Annotated in this window: 12 protein-coding genes, 1 rRNA gene and 1 pseudogene; 2 read left to right on the top strand and 12 right to left on the bottom strand. The window is 59.7% G+C overall.

Annotated elements, in window-relative coordinates:
* Positions 1–225: 225 nt before the first annotated feature.
* Positions 226–810: pseudogene (locus tag CLU91_RS28550) on the bottom strand (NUDIX domain-containing protein); the annotation flags it as partial.
* A gap of 85 nt (positions 811–895) precedes the next feature.
* On the opposite strand from CLU91_RS28550, the gene CLU91_RS21095 reads away from it, so the two are divergent.
* The gene (locus CLU91_RS21095) at positions 896–1660 is read left to right on the top strand and encodes a DeoR/GlpR family DNA-binding transcription regulator (protein WP_100875691.1); all 765 of its coding nucleotides are present in this window, start codon (positions 896–898) and stop codon (positions 1658–1660) included.
* A 26-nt stretch (positions 1661–1686) separates the two neighbouring features.
* Here the strand turns inward: CLU91_RS21095 and CLU91_RS21090 are convergent, their stop codons facing one another.
* The 10 genes from CLU91_RS21090 to puuE all read right to left on the bottom strand — a co-directional run bounded on the left by CLU91_RS21090 (position 1687) and on the right by puuE (position 17637).
* Complete coding sequence (locus tag CLU91_RS21090) at positions 1687–2754, bottom strand: S1/P1 nuclease (RefSeq protein WP_100876841.1); 1068 nt, start codon at positions 2752–2754, stop codon at positions 1687–1689.
* Between the two features lie 8 nt (positions 2755–2762).
* Complete coding sequence (locus CLU91_RS21085) at positions 2763–3992, bottom strand: phospholipase D-like domain-containing protein (RefSeq protein ID WP_100875690.1); 1230 nt, start codon at positions 3990–3992, stop codon at positions 2763–2765.
* Positions 3993–4008: 16 nt separating this feature from the next.
* The gene (locus CLU91_RS21080) at positions 4009–5661 is read right to left on the bottom strand and encodes a bifunctional metallophosphatase/5'-nucleotidase (RefSeq protein WP_232730823.1); all 1653 of its coding nucleotides are present in this window, start codon (positions 5659–5661) and stop codon (positions 4009–4011) included.
* A gap of 211 nt (positions 5662–5872) precedes the next feature.
* Positions 5873–8296: a TonB-dependent receptor gene (locus CLU91_RS21075; protein WP_100875689.1), complete on the bottom strand. Its 2424-nt coding sequence runs from the start codon at positions 8294–8296 to the stop codon at positions 5873–5875.
* A gap of 531 nt (positions 8297–8827) precedes the next feature.
* Complete coding sequence (locus CLU91_RS21070; RefSeq protein WP_100875688.1) at positions 8828–10315, bottom strand: adenosine deaminase family protein; 1488 nt, start codon at positions 10313–10315, stop codon at positions 8828–8830.
* Between the two features lie 43 nt (positions 10316–10358).
* Positions 10359–11675, bottom strand: a complete 1317-nt coding sequence (guaD, locus tag CLU91_RS21065) for a guanine deaminase (RefSeq protein ID WP_100875687.1) — start codon at positions 11673–11675, stop codon at positions 10359–10361.
* Positions 11676–11684: 9 nt separating this feature from the next.
* Positions 11685–12752 carry a xanthine dehydrogenase accessory protein XdhC gene (gene xdhC, locus CLU91_RS21060; protein ID WP_100875686.1) on the bottom strand — a complete coding sequence of 356 codons (1068 nt, stop codon included), beginning with the start codon at positions 12750–12752 and terminating at the stop codon, positions 11685–11687.
* A gap of 9 nt (positions 12753–12761) precedes the next feature.
* Positions 12762–15107 (bottom strand): xanthine dehydrogenase molybdopterin binding subunit, encoded by a 2346-nt coding sequence (gene xdhB, locus CLU91_RS21055; RefSeq protein ID WP_100875685.1) that lies wholly within the window; start codon positions 15105–15107, stop codon positions 12762–12764.
* Positions 15108–15117: 10 nt separating this feature from the next.
* Positions 15118–16584 carry a xanthine dehydrogenase small subunit gene (gene xdhA, locus CLU91_RS21050; RefSeq protein ID WP_100875684.1) on the bottom strand — a complete coding sequence of 489 codons (1467 nt, stop codon included), beginning with the start codon at positions 16582–16584 and terminating at the stop codon, positions 15118–15120.
* 99 nt (positions 16585–16683) lie between these two features.
* The gene (gene puuE, locus CLU91_RS21045) at positions 16684–17637 is read right to left on the bottom strand and encodes an allantoinase PuuE (protein ID WP_100875683.1); all 954 of its coding nucleotides are present in this window, start codon (positions 17635–17637) and stop codon (positions 16684–16686) included.
* Positions 17638–17758: 121 nt separating this feature from the next.
* Between puuE and uraH the strand changes: the two genes are divergently transcribed.
* Positions 17759–18112 carry a hydroxyisourate hydrolase gene (gene uraH / locus CLU91_RS21040; RefSeq protein WP_034754489.1) on the top strand — a complete coding sequence of 118 codons (354 nt, stop codon included), beginning with the start codon at positions 17759–17761 and terminating at the stop codon, positions 18110–18112.
* Between the two features lie 357 nt (positions 18113–18469).
* Here uraH and rrf read toward each other — a convergent pair.
* A 5S ribosomal RNA gene (gene rrf, locus CLU91_RS21035) occupies positions 18470–18582 on the bottom strand.
* Positions 18583–18707: the final 125 nt, after the last annotated feature.

Genomic DNA, 18707 nt, shown 5'->3' with positions numbered 1-18707 from the left:
ATATACGGCGTCGCCCACCCGGGTGGAACCCGCCAGCGTCAGCATGGGCAAGGCCAGCCATTCACCGAGCACGGGCATGTGTCCCTTGGCATACAGGGGCAGGCAAACGGCTTGCATGGCCGCCACATTCGCCGCCATCAGGGCGGGATCGTCGCCCGTGCCGGAGCGATACGGGCCGGCAACGAGGATCTGCATGCCATGCCGCATCTCTTGTACCGGCGGCATCAAGTGCAACTGCGCATGCTGCAGCAGCATGATGGTCTTGCCATCGCAGATGCGGCCATCGGCCACCATCCCCATTGCTTGCGCCAGCGACAATTCCAGCACTTCAATGTCCTCGCCCTCATGCGCCAGGCCGCCGCCGTCGCCGATGCGGCTGGCCGGGTCGTATTCGGCGACAAAAAAATGCAAGCGCTCCGTGACGGAACCGGGACTCATGAAGGCGTCGAAGACCTTGTGCACCTGCCCCACCCGGTAACCGGTTTCCTCTTCCACCTCGGCGCGGATGCGCTGCTCCGCGCTGGCCTCTTCCAGCAAGCCGGCCGCTGATTCGATCAGGAAACCATCGTGGCCGTCGCGATACGTGGGGAAACGGAACTGGCGGATCAGGATCACCGTGCGTTGGACTTTGTTGTAGAGCAGGATGGTGGCGCCATCGCCGCGGTCGTAGGTTTCCCGCGTCTGCGTCTGCCATTCGCCATCGTGACGCAGGTAGTCGAACGTGGTCTTTTGCAGCAGATACCAGTCGTGCGACAGGGTCTGCACCTGCTGGATGCGAACCCGTTCCTGCTTGCTGTTTTCTTCGCGCATAGTGTCTCCGTGTGCTTGCATGTACTTGCCTTCGCCGACTTTATCATGCAAACTCGTGCAATATCAAGAAAATACAAGAAAAACCATGCTGACACAGCAACGCAAACAATACCTGCTGGACTTGCTCCAGCGCGAAGGCCAGCTCGTCGCCAGGGCCGTCAGCGACGCCCTGGGCTTGTCGGAAGACACGATACGGCGCGACTTGCGCGAGCTGGCAAAAGAGGGATTATTGGAGCGCGTGCATGGCGGCGCCCTGCCCTTGCTGCCGCGCTCGCCCGCGCTGGCACCGTTTGCGGGGCGCGAACAGATCTCGCCCGAAGCCAAGCCCGCCATTGGCCGCGCCGCGGGCGCCATGATACAAACGGGACAAGTGGTGTTTCTCGACGGCGGCACGACCGCCGTGCAACTGGCGCGCCAGCTGCCGCGCGACTTGCGCGCCACCATCGTCACGCACAGTCCGTCGATTGCCGTCGAACTGGTGAATCATACTGGCATCGAAGTGCTGATGCTGGGCGGGCGCCTGTACAAGCACTCGATCGTCGGTGTCGGCGCGGCGACCGTGGAAGCCATCGGCCGCATCCGCGCCGACCTGTATTTCATGGGCGTGTCCAGCCTGCATCCGCAAACGGGCATCACCACCGGCGATTATGAAGAAGCGTGCGTGAAACGCGCGCTCAGCGACGCGTCAAGCCGCACCGTCGTGCTGGCCTCGCCGGAAAAGTTCAACACAGCCTCGCCATTCCAAATCGCGCCCTTGAGCCAGGTCAACGACATCATCGTGCACCGCGACGTGGACGACGCCCTGCTCGCGCCTTACCGCGAGATGGGCATCAATGTGATCCTGGCGTAAAAAACGGCCCGCAGGCCGTTTTTACTTTACTGCGGCCAGATCGCCTGCAGCACGGCGGCCAGGTGATAGCCCGCCTCGCTCAGCTGCTGCTTCGCCAGCGCCGAGCTGGGCACGGGATAATTGTCCGGCACCGTCAAGCTCCACACGTTATAGACATCGCCCTTGCGACTGGTCTGCTGCGTGGCGGGACCGGCCACCACGTCCGTGAAAGCAATTTTTGAGGCCGCCAGCGCGGCATCGGCCCACTGATACGGCCAGGTGACAGGGTCGCCGCTATTGGTGCTCACCACCGGTGCGCTGGCGATCACGGTACGCGCAAACTGCTGCGGCGTGCGCGTGCTCAGGCGGCGCATGGCGTAGTCGACCACGGTCGTGTCCCAGTAGGAATGCAGGGGCTTGGTGGGCGACTTCGGATAGGTGGGAGCTTTTGTTACCCCCTCTTCCGCCGGCAGCGGCGGGGGAATCACGGCGTCGGACAAGGCCGTCATCTTCGCATCGTCGAGCAGCAAGTCATTGCCGCCGCGTGCATTGAAAATGGCGACGTCATCGATCTGCGCCTGCGTGGCGGGCACGAAAAACTGGCCATCCTTGCCAAGAAACGCATTGCCCACATGCAAAGGCTGGTGGATATCGCCGACCAGATGCGTAATCAGAATCAGTGCTTCGCGCTGGCTGAAGCCGTGCGGATTGCTGGCCGCATCAGCCCTGCCCTGCAGCACCAGGATCGCCTGCTTGAGCGTCTGCACGATATCGTCATCGGCCGTGCCCACGCCATGGTCATGGTAGTGCGCGTTCTGGAACGGCACGTTCGTGTAGTGGTATTCGCCGTGTTTCGGGTTCGCCGCCACATACGTCAGCATTTCCGGCGATTGCGGGCCGCAATACGTGCCCTTCACGCAATCGGGCCAGTTGGCGATCTTTTCCAGGCTTTCGCCGGGCAACAGCAACTTCGCCACTTGCACCTGTGCGGCGCTACCCTTGAGCAATTGATCGGCGATGGCGCCCACGGCACGGTGGCCGTCATTGCCCCAGGCCAGGACGTTGCCGGAAGCAAAAGCGGCGCCCAGCGCCAGCACACTCAGCAGTTTTTTCATGTTCACCATTACTCCTTGCCTTGCGGCGCAGCCTTGGCCGGCTTCGGATACTGCTTGTTGATGTCGATCGGCTGCGCGTAGGCCGAGCTCCACGTCTGCTCATGCAGCGCGGCGATGCGTTGCGCCATGGCGTCGTTGCGCAACACCACTTCCAGGTTGCGCGACAAGTCGAAATAACCGCCCGCCCAGTTGCTAGTGCCAACCCAGGCCAGCTTGCCATCGATGCTCATGGTCTTGCTGTGGATCACGCGCGCGAAGGGAATGAAACCCGTCGAGGCCGTGGGAATCGTCACGATGCGGATGTCCACGTTCGGCACCAGGGCCAGGCTTTTCAGGTAGGCGATGGCCGGCGCTTCCGTGTTCCAGCTTGATACCATCAGCTTGATTTTCACGCCACGCTGGGCGGCGGCGCGCACGGCGTTGTCGATCACGGCGTAGTACGGCCGCGTGCGGTTCGGGCCGTAGGACAGCGGCGCGTAGTCGAGCAGCTGGATGCGCACTTCGCTTTGCGCTTGCGCCAGCAAGGCGGGCAAGCCCGTTTCCGAATCGCCCACGCCGGCCGGGTTGTACGCATTCGGGCTGGCCAGCAGGAACGCGTTTTGCGCGTAATTGGCTGGCACGACCTTGCTGTTGAGTACCGTGGCGCGGCTGCCTTGCGACGTCAATGCCTGGGCTTGCCAATCCTGTTCGAAGATCGCCTGCACCTGGCTGACCATGGCGGCTTCCGTGATTTTCAAGCCCGTCTCATGGATGTGCTCGAACGAGCGCCAGTCGAAATTCTGGCTGCCGATGTAGGCCACCTGGCCATCGACGGCCAGGTATTTCGCATGCACGATGCCGTTGCCCGTGACTTTATTGAAATCGATGAGGCGCAAGTCCAGGTTGGGAATCGCCTTGATCTGCGCGATGGTCGCCGCTTCCGACAGGCCCACGCCCTTCTGGTCCAGCAGGAAGCGGATCTTCACGCCACGCTGGCCGGCAGCCGTCAGGCTGGCCAGCACTTTTTCAAAAGCCGTGCCCGGTTTGCTGACTGCGTAGAACTGGGCGATGACGATCTCTTTCTTTGCACCATCGAACAGCTCGGTCCATACGGCGACGGGCTCGCGCAGGTCGGGATTGGTCAACGTGGTTTCCACGGGCGAAGTGTGCACCAGCTCAAAGCCGGGAATGGTGAAATCGGCGTGGGCCGTGCCCGCGAACAGGGTCGTGACGAGCAGGGAAACAGATAAACGACGCATGGTTATTCCTTGTAAATTAGTTGACGCGCACGATGCGACCCGCTGCCGTGGCGCTGCCAGCGGGCTTGCCGGCGCGCGCGCGGGCGATCAGGTAATTGCTGAAGGCATCGATATCGCGCACGCCCGTGTCGAGCCGGCGCGTGCCGGCCGCCAGCACGGTGAAGCGGTCGCCGCCGCCGGCGAGGAAACTGTTGGCAGCGACACGGTATTGTTGATTGTCTTCAAGAGCAATGCCATTGAGCATGATGCTGCCCGGCAGCACGCGCTGGCCTTGCGGCTGCGTGCTGTCCCAGCGATACGTAAAACCTTCGGACACTTGCAACAGGTTGTTGTCTTCCGCTACCGCGCCCGGCCACTGCTGCTCAAGCAAGGTACGGATTTGCGCACCAGAAAGGCTGACGACGATCAGGGTATTGCCGAACGGGACAACTGCCTGGTTCTGGCCCACGTTCGTCATCAGGTCGGCGCCCGCTTCCAGGTCCTTCCGGATGCCGCCATTGTTCATCAGGCCGATTTGCGCACCGGCGGCGCGCGCGCCGAACAGGGTGCTGTCGGCCACCAGGTCGCCCAGCGCGGAAGCGCCGCTACCCTTGGTGCTGCGGCCCACGTTCGGCACGGCGATGGCGGCCACGGGACGCGACAATTCGGCCGCACTGCGCTGCTTCACCGATGCCAGATAGGCAGCGACGGCCGGGTCCGGCTCAAACATGTTCGGCAACATGACGACGTTGTGCGCGCTGGCATCGACGACGGCATTCTTGACGGGATCGACCTTGAGTTTAATGCGCGTCAACATGTGACCGCCCATCTGCGCTTGCGTCACGAGGCGGCCATCGACACGGCACAAATAGCCCTGGTGAGAATGGCCGCTGATGACCAGTTGAATCGCCGGATCGAGGCGTTTCACCACGTCGACCACTTCGCCCTTGAGACCGCTGCAGTCAGGCTGGTCGACGGCTTCGCTCGTCTCGCCGCCCTGGTGCAGCAGCACGACGAACACGCCCACGCCCTGCGCGCGCAACTGCGGCAAGGTGGCGTTGATGGCATCCGCTTCATCACCGAACTGCAGGCCGGCAATGCCGGCGGCCGTCACCACGGATGGCGTATCTTTCAGCACGGCACCGATCAGGCCCACCTTGACGCCATGCGCTTCTTCGATGCGGTAGGCGGGCAGCAGCGTCTTGCCCGTTTGCGTGTCGATCACATTGGCCGCCATATAGGTGTAGCTGGCGCCCTTGAAATCGGGCGTGAACTTGCACGCCTTGTCGGCGCGTGGGGACTCGCAGCCGCCGCGCTGCTGGCGCAACAATTCCACCTTGCCCTGGTCAAATTCATGGTTGCCGACGGAACTGGCTTTCATGCCCAGCATATTCATGGCCACGATGCTCGGTTCGTCGGCCCACAGCGCCGACATGGCGGGGCTGGCACCGACCAGGTCGCCATTGCCGACAAAAATCAGCTGCGCATCTTCGCGCCGCCAGGCCTTCAAGGCGCCGGACAAGGTATCGATGCCGCCCGCCTGCACCGTCTTGCGCCCGGCATCGGCAACACTCGTGTAGGTAAATTTGCTGCGATCGAGGTTGCCGTGGAAGTCGTTCAGGGCTACCAGGTTGATGTCGACGGGCGTCGCGGGATGGGTGGCGCAGCCGGTCATCAAGAGGGCAAGCATGAACATATGTGGCAAGCTCGATGAAGGCCGGTGGGGGGAAAGGGATGGGATCATGCGGAGACTCCTGGACAGGGCGACGCCAATGGCAAAGACGGTGAAACATCCTTACCCATAAAAAAACAGGCCCGAAGGCCTGTACTCTTGCTATCTCAGCCTGGTAGAAACAACTCCGTGCTGCCCGGCAGGGCAGCTACGAAGTTGACAGCCATGCTTAGAAGTCGACGCGCAGGGTGACCGATGCAAAGCGCGGCGCACCCATGTAGTAAGTTGGTGCGCGACCGGCGAACGTACCGGCAGCCGTAACGATATCATTGGCGCCAATACCAGTACCGGAACTTGGATTGCGGTACTCACGGTTCAACAAATTCGATACATTCAAGGTCAGCTTGGGATTCTTGAACATGCCGAAAGTTGGCAGCTGATATGCCGCATCCAGGTCAACCAGGGTGTACGCAGGTACTTCCTCGTCGTTCACCAGAGTAGCGAATTGCGATGCGGTGTAACGGGCCTTTACGCGAACATACCAGGCGTTGGTTTCATAAGAAGCGCTCAAACCGGCTTTCAGCTTAGGCGACAGGGAGAAATTCTTGCCAGCGGTTGGTGCATAACCAACAATGGTTTTGCCATTGACGGTTTTGGCGACCACGGCCAGATCATCTTCCATCTTGGTCTTCAAGTAGCCGAGCGAACCATACACCGACCAGCCGTTGATCGGCGTGTTACCGACTTCCAGTTCGATACCTTTGTTACGCACTTTGCCTACGTTGGTCGTCAGGCTGGTCAGCGTGTTTGGATCGATTGCGGTTGCCTGGCGATCTTTAAAGTCTGTGTAGAAAGCGGTCAGCGAAGTCGAAATGTCTTTGGTTTGATGACGGTAGCCAACGTCCAGGCTCCACGACACTTCAGGCTTGACGTCCTTGACGATACTGGCAACACCATTCGTCACGGTCACGTACGGTGGGTTGTTCGGTGCCAGCACGAAGTTGTTTGGCGCACGCATATTCTTCGCCAAGCTGGCAAAGATCTGGTCGTCGTTAGTAACACGGTAACGCGCGCCCAATTGCGGCAACACATCCGAGTAAGTCTTCGACACGTTGTACGTGGTTTGCGAATTGCTGCCTTCGCTGGCGTTATTGGTGAAATCACGCTTGATGTATGGAGCACGCACGCCGATATTAATATTCAGCTTGTTGTCCATCAAGGTGATGGTATCTTGCAAGAACGCCTGGTAAGCCGTGCTGATCGTCTCCCAATCGCGGTTTTGATACAAGGTGCCATCCGGACGGGTAATCAGGTTGTTGCGCAGCCAGATATCCGGTGCGGAGCCATCTGCATTGACCAGTTGACCAGGTGCCGTTTGACGGTGATTCGCACGCTCGTACCAGATGCCACCCAGGATCTGGTGATCGCCAACGTTATACGTGATCGAAGTCGTGACACCAGGACGATGGGTACGGGTCAGGCTGCCGCGATAGATCGATACGGTGTCGAGGCTGTCGCCGTCGCCGTTCACATCCTTGCTTGCGGCGATCTTGCCGGTGACCGGATTGAGGAAGCCGCCAGCTTCTTTCAGCGTGTTTTGCTGCACGCCGCCAGTGCCGAAACCATACCAGTAGTAAGGTACGACTTTCAGATCCAGATCTTCGGCCAGACGGAATTTACCGATCGCCGACGCGATGACGTTTTCAAAGGGATTCAGGGCCAGCTTGTAGTAAGCGGCTGGCTGGCCAGTGCCTGCTTGTGCGCCAGAAGCACTTGCCTTGCCTGGGCTGAGTGCAGCCTGGCCAGCATAAGTGGAGCTGTAATCAGCGTCGTAACCTTCGGTGGCCAGCTCTTTCAGCGTAAGCGAGCGGAAGTTGTTATTAATCGCGCGGTTATAACCGATAGAGGCGTGGATGTAATTAAAACGATTCCAGTCGTAATTGAAGCCAACGTCAACGTGGGTACGATCGGCTTTACCCTTGCCTTTCCATTTATCCGCTTGCGCATTCGACACCGACATGAATGCCTTGGCTTTGTCATTGGCAAAACGGCCGGTATCCACACGCACATACGACTTGGCCAGATTCAGTTGGCCCAGGGTCTGCATGACGCGTACACGGAATTTATCTTCTGGATCGCAGGTAGTAATACCAAAGTTACCGCCAGTTGCGCCCACTTGCGGGGAATCGACGTCGGTCGAACCTTGGGTCACAAATTGCGAGCAAGTATTTTCCTGGTCTACATATTCTTGTGGAAATACAGCGAAATTGCCGGAGTCATTCACAGGCACGCCGTTGACAGTCGCGCCGATCTGATCGCTGTTGAAACCGCGCATGGCCAAGCCACCGCCAAACAGACCGGTCGCATCGTAACCATAGGTGTTCACCGATGGCAGCAGGGTCAAGGCGTCATATGCATTGCCGGTTGGACGCTGTTTTGCCAATTCCTCAGCCGTCACGGTACTGCGTGCCTTTGGCGCATCTTCCTGCACCATCAAGCCCATACCAACTTTTTTCCCTGTGACGGTCACCGTCGATGGCGACACCGTGCCTTCAGCACTTTGCGCATGCGCAGTAGAGATGCCGAAGCAAGCCAGTTGGCATGCCACTGCGATCATACTTAGTCGCAATTTTGGTTGTTGAATGAACTGCATTTGAACCCCCTAGAGTGTGTTGTAACTTACAAGATTTTGACTTGCTTATATTGTGGTGAAACACGGAAACTATCCAACTAGACACGGCAGTATAAAGATCGAATATTTCAAATCCGTTACACGGATATGACCGCAATGTGACAGGAGCCGCTAGACATCCTGAATTGTCACAAAAGCGATAGCAAAAATGACTTATTCAACTCTTCGCCGTCCAACTATGCATTAAGGTCTGTAGGCTGACAAATACGTTTTTTTTTAATAATTTATATATAAAAAATATAAATCACCGCTGGAAGCCGCATTTTTTGTATCAACCGAGCAAGCTCACCTCATCGGGGCGAAATTATAGATGAGCGGCAACATTTGGAAATTGTTTCAGAAAATAATTGCAAGAAAGCACTACCAGCGCATCATTTTTTGTCGTAAAGGCACAACAAAAACGATAAAAGGAGGGTTTTGTAACTATGAAGATCAGGAGCTTACGCGACCGCTAGTTGCGGTCGCGTGGCAGGCAGGAGATGTGAAATACTTTTACGGTTTTACAACAGTTGCTTTGCGATCACTATTTGCGATCAAGGCTTCAAAACGGCTGAAACGGGCATCGAGCGCTTTCAGCAAACGCTGCTTGTCGGCTTCAGCCAAAAACGAATAACGCAGGCTGTTGTAGGACAGCTTTTTGATTTCCGTATAATCGGTCTTGTACTGGCTGGCAAACAGCACGTACTCGTTCGACAGGGTATTGCGCGACACGCCCGCGTCATCGGTGGAGATCACGAAGGGCACGCCATATTTGCGGTACAGGGTGATCGGATGGGCCTGGCCCTTGATGCCGAGAATATAATCGTTGCTGGTCAGATTCACTTCCACGGGAATGCCGCGCTCGCGCATCTTTTGCATGGTCGCCAGCGCATTGTGCTCGTACGCGATATCCATGCCATGGCCGATACGGTCCGCGCCGGCCACATCGACGGCTTCGGCGATATGGAAAGCCATGCCTTCCGGCGGCACCATGCCCAGCGCCAGCTCGCCCGCATGCAGGGCGATCTTGACGTTCGGATACTTAGCCTTGAGGAATTTGAACATTTCCATGTGCAGGCTGTAGTCGCGCATGGATACGTTCACGCTTTCCTGGCCCACGATGTTTACGCCCACCAGTAGCGGATTCAGGCTCGCTGCCTTGAAGGCGGCCACCATCGAGGAAAAAACTTGCGATGGCGACAGGAAACGCAGCACATACGCCTGGTAACGCATGGTGAAGTTCGCATCGTCGATGCCGGCGCTGCTGGCGTTGACGTTGTCGTTGTAGGCGGTGATGCTTTTCTGGAAGCTGGCATCCTGTTCCAGGCTGCCTGTCCAGTTGGCCAGCACGGCTTGCAACGCTGCCGGCTGCAAGCCCGGCGCCAGCACTTGCTGGTCGAACTGCGCGTTTTGCACGAATGGCGACAGTTCGAAAATCGTCTCGATGTAGCTGAGGTTTTCCGCGATGGCGCGCTGCTTCAGGGTTTTCAGGCCGTCGGCCGTGTTGCTCGACGCCACGGGGCCAAAGTAGCCGAAGGTGTCAAAAAAAGTGCGGTCCGGCGGCGTCTGGATGGCGCCGTGGTTATAGAAATCCTTGGTCGACCAGCGCTGCAGCAACTCCGCATACAGGCCCGCATCCGCAAACACTTCCGTGGACGACAGGCAGCCGCGCTGCGCGGGCGGTTTGGCGCGCTCGGCCGCCACGACGTCCTTGTTGCTTTCGATGCGATACGTCGTCTTGTTGACGCAATAGTTTTCCTTGTCGACCCAGTCAAGGAATTGCTCGGCGTAAATGGCGCCCGAGTAATGGTGATGCAAGTCGCCGCCCTTGGGCATCATGGAAAAGAACAGGCTCAGCTCGGCTGTCTTCGGCTGCGCGCCCGACACCAGGGCGGCAAAATGGCGCGCGGTGGCCGCTTCATTGGAAGACGGAGCGGCCTGCGCCGTTCCGGTCAATGCCAGCGCGGCGCCAAGCGCCAGGCCAGTGAGTTTTATGTGCATTCGCGTTCTCGCTCAGGATAATTCGTGTTGAACAACGGGTAGGTCAGCCCTGCCCCCGCACATGCACGCATTGCCCGCCTGAATAGGTGGCGGCCACGGCGCGGTCGTCGCCCAGCAGCGCAAAGGCAAACAGCAATTCCTCCAGGCTCTGGCAAGCAGCCGTTCGGCGTTCGAGCAGCGGCGTCGACTGCTTGTCGAGCACGATAAAATCCGCTTCCGTGCCCGGCGTGAAATTGCCCAGCGTGCCTTCCAGTTGCATGGCGCGCGCGGCACCCAGAGTCGCCAGGTAAAACATGCGCAAGGCGGGCAGATAGCTGCCTTTCAAGCGTGCTACTTTATAGGCTTCGTTCATGGTTTGCAACATTGAGAACGAGGTGCCGCCGCCCACGTCGGTGGCCAGCGACAGCAGCACTTTCGCCGCATCGGCCCGTTCGAAATCGAACAGGCCGCTGCCGAGGAACAGGTTGGATGTCGGACAAATGGCGGCCGCCGACGATGTTTCCGCCATGCGCGCGCGGTCGCGCTCGTCGAGCCAGATGCAATGGCCGAACATGGCGCGCGGGCGCAGCATGCCGTACTGGTCATACACATCGAGGTAGCTGCGCGCCTGCGGATGCAATTCGCGCACCCAGCGGCATTCATCCTCGTTTTCCGACACGTGGGTCTGCAAATACGTATCCGGATAGGCGCGCGCCAGCTCGCCCGCCAGGTGCATCTGTTCATTCGTCGATGTCGGCACGAAACGCGGCGTGATCGCGTACAGCGAGCGGCCATGCTTGTGCCAGCGCCGGATCAGCGCTTCGCTGTCGCGCGCGCCCGACTCGGCCGTGTCGCGCAGGAACTCTGGGCAATTGCGGTCCATCATGACCTTGCCCGCCACCATGCGCAAGCCGCGCGCCTCGCTGGCACCAAAGAAGGCATCGACCGATTGCGGATGCACGCTGCCATACACCATGGCGGTCGTGGTGCCGCAGCGCAGCAGTTCATCAAGGAAAAACTCGGCCACGTTGCGCGCATGTTCGGGATTTTCAAACGCGCGCTCGGTGGGAAAGGTGTACGTTTCCAGCCACGGCAGCAAACCGGGCGCGGGCGAGGCGATCATTTCCGTCTGCGGGAAGTGCAGATGGGTATCGATGAAACCGGGCACGATCAGCTTGCCGCGGTAATCGACGATCTCGGTGCCGGGCGGCAAAGTCGCCAGCAGTTGCGCGGAATCGCCGGCCGCCACGACCTTGCCATCGGCCACGATCAGCAAGCCGTCCGCATGCCAGGCGTGCGCCTCCTCGCTGAAGGCGGGATCGGCGTGGAAGTGCAGCAAGCTGGCACGGTAAGCTTGCAATATGGCAGGAACAATCGGCATGACTTCTTTCTATAACGGGTGAATGGCGGCGCGTTTCTTGCGTCGCGATGGCGCGCTGGCAGGTACCAGCCGCAGCGGTGCGGCCAGGGCCGCGCTGGCGGCTTCCTCCCACACCATGAGTAATTGACAGGCAACGGAGGCGGCGATCACGGCTGGCGCCTTGTTGCGGATGCCGGGCATGCCGATCGGACACACCATGGCGGCAATGCGCTCATCCGGCACGCCGCGCGCCTGCAGCCGGTGCTCGAACTGCTTGCGTTTCGTGTGCGAACCGATCAAGCCGAACCAGCCCGCATCCTCGCGCGCCATGATGGCTTGCGTCAAGCGTTGATCAAGCGCATGGCTATGCGTCATGACGAGAAAACTGCCGCCCGGCGGCGCCATGGCGACAAATTCCTCGGGCGTATCGGTGGCGGCGATGCGCACGTTAGCTGGCATATGGGACGGAAACATGTCGTCGCGTTCATCGACCCAAGTGATAGTACAGGGCAAGTGGGCCAGCGCGCGCACGATGGCGGCGCCCACGTGGCCGGCGCCGAACAAGGTCAGGTGGGCGCGCGGCGCCAGGCACGGGTCGACCAGCCAGCGCCGCCCTTCACTGCCCTGCGCGACGTGGGTTGTGCGTTCGCGGGAAAACGTATCGGGCGCCTGGCCGGGCATGCCGGCGATCAAGTGACCGGCGGCATCGAACAGAACCGACGCGCTCTCGCCGTCGAGCGCCGTCAAACGCCAGCTGTCTTGCTGGCGGCGTTCGCGCAAGGCGGCCAGCAATGCTTTCAGGCTGGCATCGACATATTCAAAAGCCAGGTGGACGACGCCGCCACAGCATTGCCCCAGGCTGGGACCGAGCGCGAAACGTTCGAGCCGCGCATGCGTGTCACCCGTGGCCAGCATGGTCTTGGCAATTTCCACGGCGCGCAATTCCAGGTGGCCGCCACCGATGGTGTCCATTTGACCATCGAGGGTGACGCGCATCTTCGCGCCCGCCTCGCGCGGCCCGGAACCTTCCACCAGGGCCACCGTCACCAGCACGGATGCCTGCGTGTCATCGTCGATTGCTGTCAGCCAGTCGCTCATCTTCTGCTCCTAGGCGCTAGCGCAAACCGCTTGCACGGCCATGACCGCCTTGAGGATTTCCTCGCTGGTGGCGGGGGCATTGAGTGGTGGTTGCACGGCGTGATGGCCGACGCTGGAAATGGCGTCGCGGATGGCGAAGAACACGGAAAACGGCAGCAGTAATGGTGGCTCGCCCACGGCTTTCGAGCGGTGGATGCTGTCTTCCACGTTGCGGTTCTGGAACAGGTTCACACGGAAGTCTTCCGGGCAATCGGAAATGCCAGGAATTTTATAGGTCGACGGCGCGTGCGTCATCAGCTTACCCGCCGCATTCCACCACAGTTGCTCCGTCGTCAGCCAGCCCATGCCCTGGATAAATGCCCCTTCCACCTGACCCAGATCAATCGCGGGATTGAGCGACTGGCCCGCATCGTACAAGGCGTCCGCGCGCAGCAGTTTCCATTCGCCCGTCAGGGTATCGACCACGACTTCGGCCACGGCCGCGCCATACGCGTAATACGAAAACGGATGGCCCATCATCGTCTTCGCATCCCACGACAGGCCGGGTGTGGCATAAAAACCGTCCGACCACAGTTGCACCCGCGCCAGATAAGCCTTCTGCACCAGTTCGGCAAACACGACGACATGGCCATTCACGTGGATATGGTTGTCGAAGAAGCGCACACAGGCCGCATCGCCGCCATACAGTTTGACCGCGTAATCGGCCAGGCGTTCACGGATCTGACGCGCCGCATCCTGCGCCGCCTTGCCGTTCAGGTCGGCGCCGGTGGAGGCCGCCGTGGCCGACGTATTCGCCACCTTGCTCGTATCGGTGGCCGTGGCGCGTACTTTGTCCAGATCCAGGCCCAGCTCGTGCGCCACGACTTGCATGACCTTGGTATTGATGCCCTGCCCCATTTCCGTGCCACCATGGTTGACCAGCACGGAGCCATCCACGTACACGTGGACCAGCGCACCGGCCTGGTTCAGATGCGTGACGTTGAAGGCGATGCCGAATTTCAGGGGCGTGAATGCCAGACCCTTCTTCAGGATGGGGCTGGCCTCATTGTAGGCATCGATGGCCAGGCGGCGCGCGCGGTAATCGCTGCTCGCTTCCAGTTCCGCGACGAGTTCATGAATCACGTTGTCGACGATTTTCTGCCCATACGGCGTGACGTTGCGCCCTTCTATATCGTTGCGGCCATAGAAATTGAGCAGTCGGATATCGAGCGCGTCGCGTTGCAAGTGGCGGGCGATTTCATCGATCACGTACTCGATGGCAATGGCGCCTTGCGGCCCGCCAAAGCCCCGGAAAGCCGTGTTCGACTGCGTATTCGTCTTGCCGCAGGCGGCGCGGATGTCCACGTCGGACAAATAGTAGGTGTTGTCGAAGTGGCAGACGGCGCGCGTGGCGACGGGGCCGGACAGGTCGGCCGAGTAGCCGGCGCGCGTGGTCATGTCGACCTTGGCGGCAAGGATGCGGCCATCGTCGTCGTAACCCACTTCGTATTCATAGTAAAAACAGTGGCGCTTGCCCGTCACCAGCATGTCATCGTCGCGGTCGGCGCGCAATTTCACGGGACGCTTCAGTTTCGCCGCCGCAATCGATGCCGCCGCCGCCCACAGGGCCGACTGCGATTCCTTGCCGCCGAAACCGCCACCCATGCGCCGGCATTCGACCGTGATGTTGTGCGAATGCACGCCCAGCGCATGCGCCACCACGTGTTGCATCTCGCTCGGATGCTGGGTCGAACACAACACCAGCATGCCTTGCGCCTCCTTCGGAATGGCGTAGGAAATCTGTCCTTCCAGATAAAACTGTTCCTGTCCGCCCACATACAGCTGGCCCTTGACCACATGCGGCGCGCCCTCGAACGCGGCCTGGTAGTTGCCGCGCGTCAGCTGCATCGGCGGCAGCACATACGATTGCGCGGCCTTGGCCGCCTGCGGCGTCATGATCGCGGGCAATTCCTCGTACGACAGCTGCGCCAGGCGGACGGCGCGGCGCGCATGATCATGCGTATCGGCCACCACGATGAAGATGGGCTGGCCCACGTATTGCACCAGTTCCGCCGCCAGGATGGGGTCGTCATGGATGATGGGGCCGCAATCATTGGTGCCGGGAATGTCCTGCGCCGTGTAGACGGCGACAACACCGGCAGCAGCGCGCACGGCCGACAAATCCATGGCCGTGATGCGCGCATGGGGCTTTTGCGACAGGCCCAGTGCCGCGTGCAAGGTGCCTTGCAATTCGGCGATGTCGTCCGTGTACGTCGCTTGCCCCAGCACATGCAATTGCGCCGATTCATGCGGGCTGGGCTTGCCCACGGCGGCCCAGGCGGCCGCTTGCAATTCGGGCGTGGCAGGATGGTTCATGCTGGTCCTTTCAGGCGCGGCAAGCATAGGCGTTGACGGCAATGCGCAGCAGCGGCGCACCGGGGCGTGTTTCCAGCCAGAAGCGGCGCAACAGGTTTTGTGCCGTCGTCATGCGGTAGGTATTCGAGGCGCGCATGTCGGACAGCGGCGCGTAATCGTCGGCCAGCAAGCGCATGGCAATGACCAGGTTGTCTTCCGTCCAGGCTTGTCCCAGCAAAAACGCTTCCGTCTGCGCGGCGCGCTGCGGCGTGGCCGCCATGCCGCCAAAGGCGATGCGCGCATCGATGATGCGCTCGCCGTCGAGCTGGAAGGCAAACGCGGCGCATACAGCCGAGATATCCTGGTCAAAACGTTTCGCCAGTTTATACGTGCGGAAATGCACATCGGCACGCGGCAAGGGTACGCGCACGGCTTCGACGAATTCACCGGGCTGCAGATCCTTCTTTTGGTAACCAAGATAGAAGTTTTCCAGCGGCATGATGCGCTGGCCAGCAGGTCCACGCAGCATGATCTCGCTACCCAGCGCGATCAGCCACGGCATCGAGTCACCGATGGGCGAACCATTGGCCACATTGCCGCCCAAGGTACCGGCGTTGCGAATCGGCAAGGAAGCAAAGCGTTGCCACAGTTCAGACAGCTCATCTGGATAATGCTGGCACAGCGCTGCATAGGCATCGTTCAGGCTGGCGCCGGCGCCAATGTGCAGCTTGCCATCGTCCACGGCGATGGTTTTCAGCGCCGCCACGTTACCCAGATAAATGATGTCGCCCAGGTCACGCAATTGCTTGGTGACCCACAAACCCACGTCGGTGGAGCCGGCCAGCAGACACGCTTGCGGCTTTGCCGCGCGCAGCGCCACCAGTTCATCGATGCTGCGCGGCGCGTGGAAGTGCTGGCCGCCATGTTCATACGTAGTCACGCTGCTACGCTGCAGCGCCTGCAATTGCACGCGTAACGCATCGCGGTCGAACGTGACGTGCGGCAATTCGCCCATGCGTTTGGCAGCGTCGATGATGGGCCGGTAGCCCGTGCAGCGGCACAGATTGCCAGACAGGCTGTCGTCGATTTCGCAGCGCGTGGGCGTTTCGCCGTTTTTCTGCAGATACATGCCCCACAAGGACATGACAAAACCGGGCGTGCAAAAGCCGCACTGGGAACCATGGCATTCGACCATCGCTTGCTGCACCGGGTGCAGGGCGCCATCGGGCTGCTGCAAGTCTTCCACGGAAAACATGGCCTTGCCATCGAGCGTGGGCGTGAGCTGGATGCAGGCGTTGACGGCCTTCATCTCCACCTGACCATCGACCAGGCTGCCGATGACCACCGTGCAAGCGCCGCAATCGCCTTCGGCACAGCCTTCCTTGGTACCCGTGCAATGCAAATCCTCACGCAGGTGCTGCAACACAGTCTGCGTAGGGGCGGCGTTGCGTACTTCCTGTACGGCACCACGATAATAAAAGCGGATCGGTTCTGACATGCTGGCCTCGGTATAGTCCCAGTATAGGAGATTAACACCGGCATATGGGACAACTATATGCAGAGACTGATTTTACTTATCATCCCATCTCAATAGAGCTTACTCCTGGAATGGATGCGTCGCATGCCAGTGTTCGGCAATATCGATGCGGCGCGTGATCCATACCTGTTCATGGCCCTGCACATAGTCGAGGAAGCGCGCCAGTGCTGCCGCCCGTCCAGGCCGTCCTACCAGACGGCAATGCAAGCCTACGGACAACATCTTCGGCTGATTCAAGCCGTTCGGATCGCCTTCCGCGTACAGCACGTCGAAGGCATCCTTCAGATAATCGAAAAACTGCGTGCCCGAATTAAAGCCCTGCATGGCGGCAAAACGCATGTCGTTCGTATCCAGGGTGTAGGGCACGATCAGCTGCGGCTGCAGGATCGCCGCGCCTGTCGCATCCGTATAGGCCACCTTTTCCCAGAATGGCAAGTCATCGCCGTAATAATCGGCGTCATAGCGAAAACCGCCATGCTCGACCACCAGTTTGCGCGTATTCGGCGAATCGCGCCCCGTATACCAGCCTTGCGGGGCGGTCCCCGTCAATTCGCGGATGATCTGCACGGCCTCGCGCATGTGTTCGCGTTCCGTCGCCTCGTCCATGTTTTGGTAGGAAATCCAGCGCAAGCCATGGCAGGCGATTTCATGCCCCAGTTGCTGGAAGGCGGCCACCGCCTCCGGATTGCGTTTCAAGGCCATCGATACGCCAAACACGGTCAGCGGCAGGCGCCGCTCCTCGAACATGCGCAGCAAGCGCCATAATCCGGCGCGCGAACCATACTCATAAATCGACTCCATGCTCAGGTGGCGCGCAGGGAATGCGGCCGCACCGATCATCTCCGATAAAAACGTTTCCGACGCGGGATCGCCATGCAGCACGCTGTTTTCCGCCCCCTCCTCGTAATTGAGGACGAATTGCAAGGCGATGCGGGCCTTGCCCGGCCATTGGGGATGGGGTGGCGTGCGGCCATAGCCGATCAAGTCGCGTGGATAATCTTCGTAATTGTTCATGCGGAGGCGCGCCTATAGGAGGACAATGTTGGCTATATGCCCAATCATATAGCCAGGCGCAGTCGCCGGTATATGATTTACACGATAAGCACATTCACTCACCCTATATACAGGATAGCAAATGGGAAAACTCAGCACGCATGTACTCGATATCGCCCACGGCAGGCCGGGAGCCGGCGTCAAGGTGGCGCTGTTTTCCGTCGCGCCGGAAGGCAAAGTGTTATTGAAGATGGATATGACGAACAGCGACGGCCGTTGCAGCACGCCCTTGCTGGAAGGCGACAGCATGAAGGCGGGCCAGTACGAACTGGTATTCAACGCAGGCGACTATTTCGCCGCCCAAGGCGTGGAACTGCCCTCGCCCCGCTTCATCGACCTGGTAACGCTTTCATTTGGCATTGCGCATACGGATGAGAATTACCATGTGCCGCTGGTGGTGTCGCCATGGTCGTATTCGACTTATCGCGGTAGCTGATGCCACGACGCCAACAATGTTGTCGGATTACGCTACGCTAACGGTCATGGCGGATTTTCCGCCACCCCATATAATGAAACATGTAATTCCCGCCGGTCGAGTTAGAGGCGTCAGGGGTGACGCTTGGCAAGATGACGAGAATTACACTATCACTTTCTTGCATCGCTGCAATATATTGCTGGCGAGGGGGCAGTCTTTGCCATCACTACGGTTGTTTCACGTTAATCCGACCTACCGGCTACCCGGCATCAAATGGACGTAGGTCGGTTTAGCGCGCAGCGCGTAAGCCGACAAACCACCAGACGAAAAAAAACCCGCCAATTTCTTGACGGGTTTTTCTCTTACTGCGTATAACAAGCCTGACGATAACCTACTTTCACACTGGTTGCAGCACTATCATCGGCGCAAAGTTGTTTCACGGTCCTGTTCGGGATGGGAAGGGGTGGGACCAACTTGCTATGGTCATCAGGCATAACTTGTACTGGCATTTGTCCTCAATGGAGCGACAAAGCCTGAATCTGGAAGAAGCAAAGATTGGGGTAATGACTGGTAGTATCAACAAACACGCAACGTTGTACCGTCTTATCCTCTGTAC

This window comes from Janthinobacterium sp. 64 (assembly GCF_002813325.1).
Lineage (GTDB): Bacteria > Pseudomonadota > Gammaproteobacteria > Burkholderiales > Burkholderiaceae_D > Janthinobacterium.
The sequence above is the reverse complement of the archived record's forward strand: the minus strand, read 5'-3'. Positions and strand labels throughout refer to the sequence as shown.

Bases quoted from the DNA above. Each gene is read 5' to 3' on its own strand.
- CLU91_RS21095 (WP_100875691.1), top strand. From the start codon at position 896: ATGCTGACACAGCAACGCAAACAATACCTGCTGGACTTGCTCCAGCGC.
- CLU91_RS21090 (WP_100876841.1), bottom strand. From the start codon at position 2,754: ATGAAAAAACTGCTGAGTGTGCTGGCGCTGGGCGCCGCTTTTGCTTCC.
- CLU91_RS21085 (WP_100875690.1), bottom strand. From the start codon at position 3,992: ATGCGTCGTTTATCTGTTTCCCTGCTCGTCACGACCCTGTTCGCGGGC.
- CLU91_RS21080 (WP_232730823.1), bottom strand. From the start codon at position 5,661: ATGCTTGCCCTCTTGATGACCGGCTGCGCCACCCATCCCGCGACGCCC.
- CLU91_RS21075 (WP_100875689.1), bottom strand. From the start codon at position 8,296: ATGCAGTTCATTCAACAACCAAAATTGCGACTAAGTATGATCGCAGTG.
- CLU91_RS21070 (WP_100875688.1), bottom strand. From the start codon at position 10,315: ATGCACATAAAACTCACTGGCCTGGCGCTTGGCGCCGCGCTGGCATTG.
- guaD (WP_100875687.1), bottom strand. From the start codon at position 11,675: ATGCCGATTGTTCCTGCCATATTGCAAGCTTACCGTGCCAGCTTGCTG.
- xdhC (WP_100875686.1), bottom strand. From the start codon at position 12,752: ATGAGCGACTGGCTGACAGCAATCGACGATGACACGCAGGCATCCGTG.
- xdhB (WP_100875685.1), bottom strand. From the start codon at position 15,107: ATGAACCATCCTGCCACGCCCGAATTGCAAGCGGCCGCCTGGGCCGCC.
- xdhA (WP_100875684.1), bottom strand. From the start codon at position 16,584: ATGTCAGAACCGATCCGCTTTTATTATCGTGGTGCCGTACAGGAAGTA.
- puuE (WP_100875683.1), bottom strand. From the start codon at position 17,637: ATGAACAATTACGAAGATTATCCACGCGACTTGATCGGCTATGGCCGC.
- uraH (WP_034754489.1), top strand. From the start codon at position 17,759: ATGGGAAAACTCAGCACGCATGTACTCGATATCGCCCACGGCAGGCCG.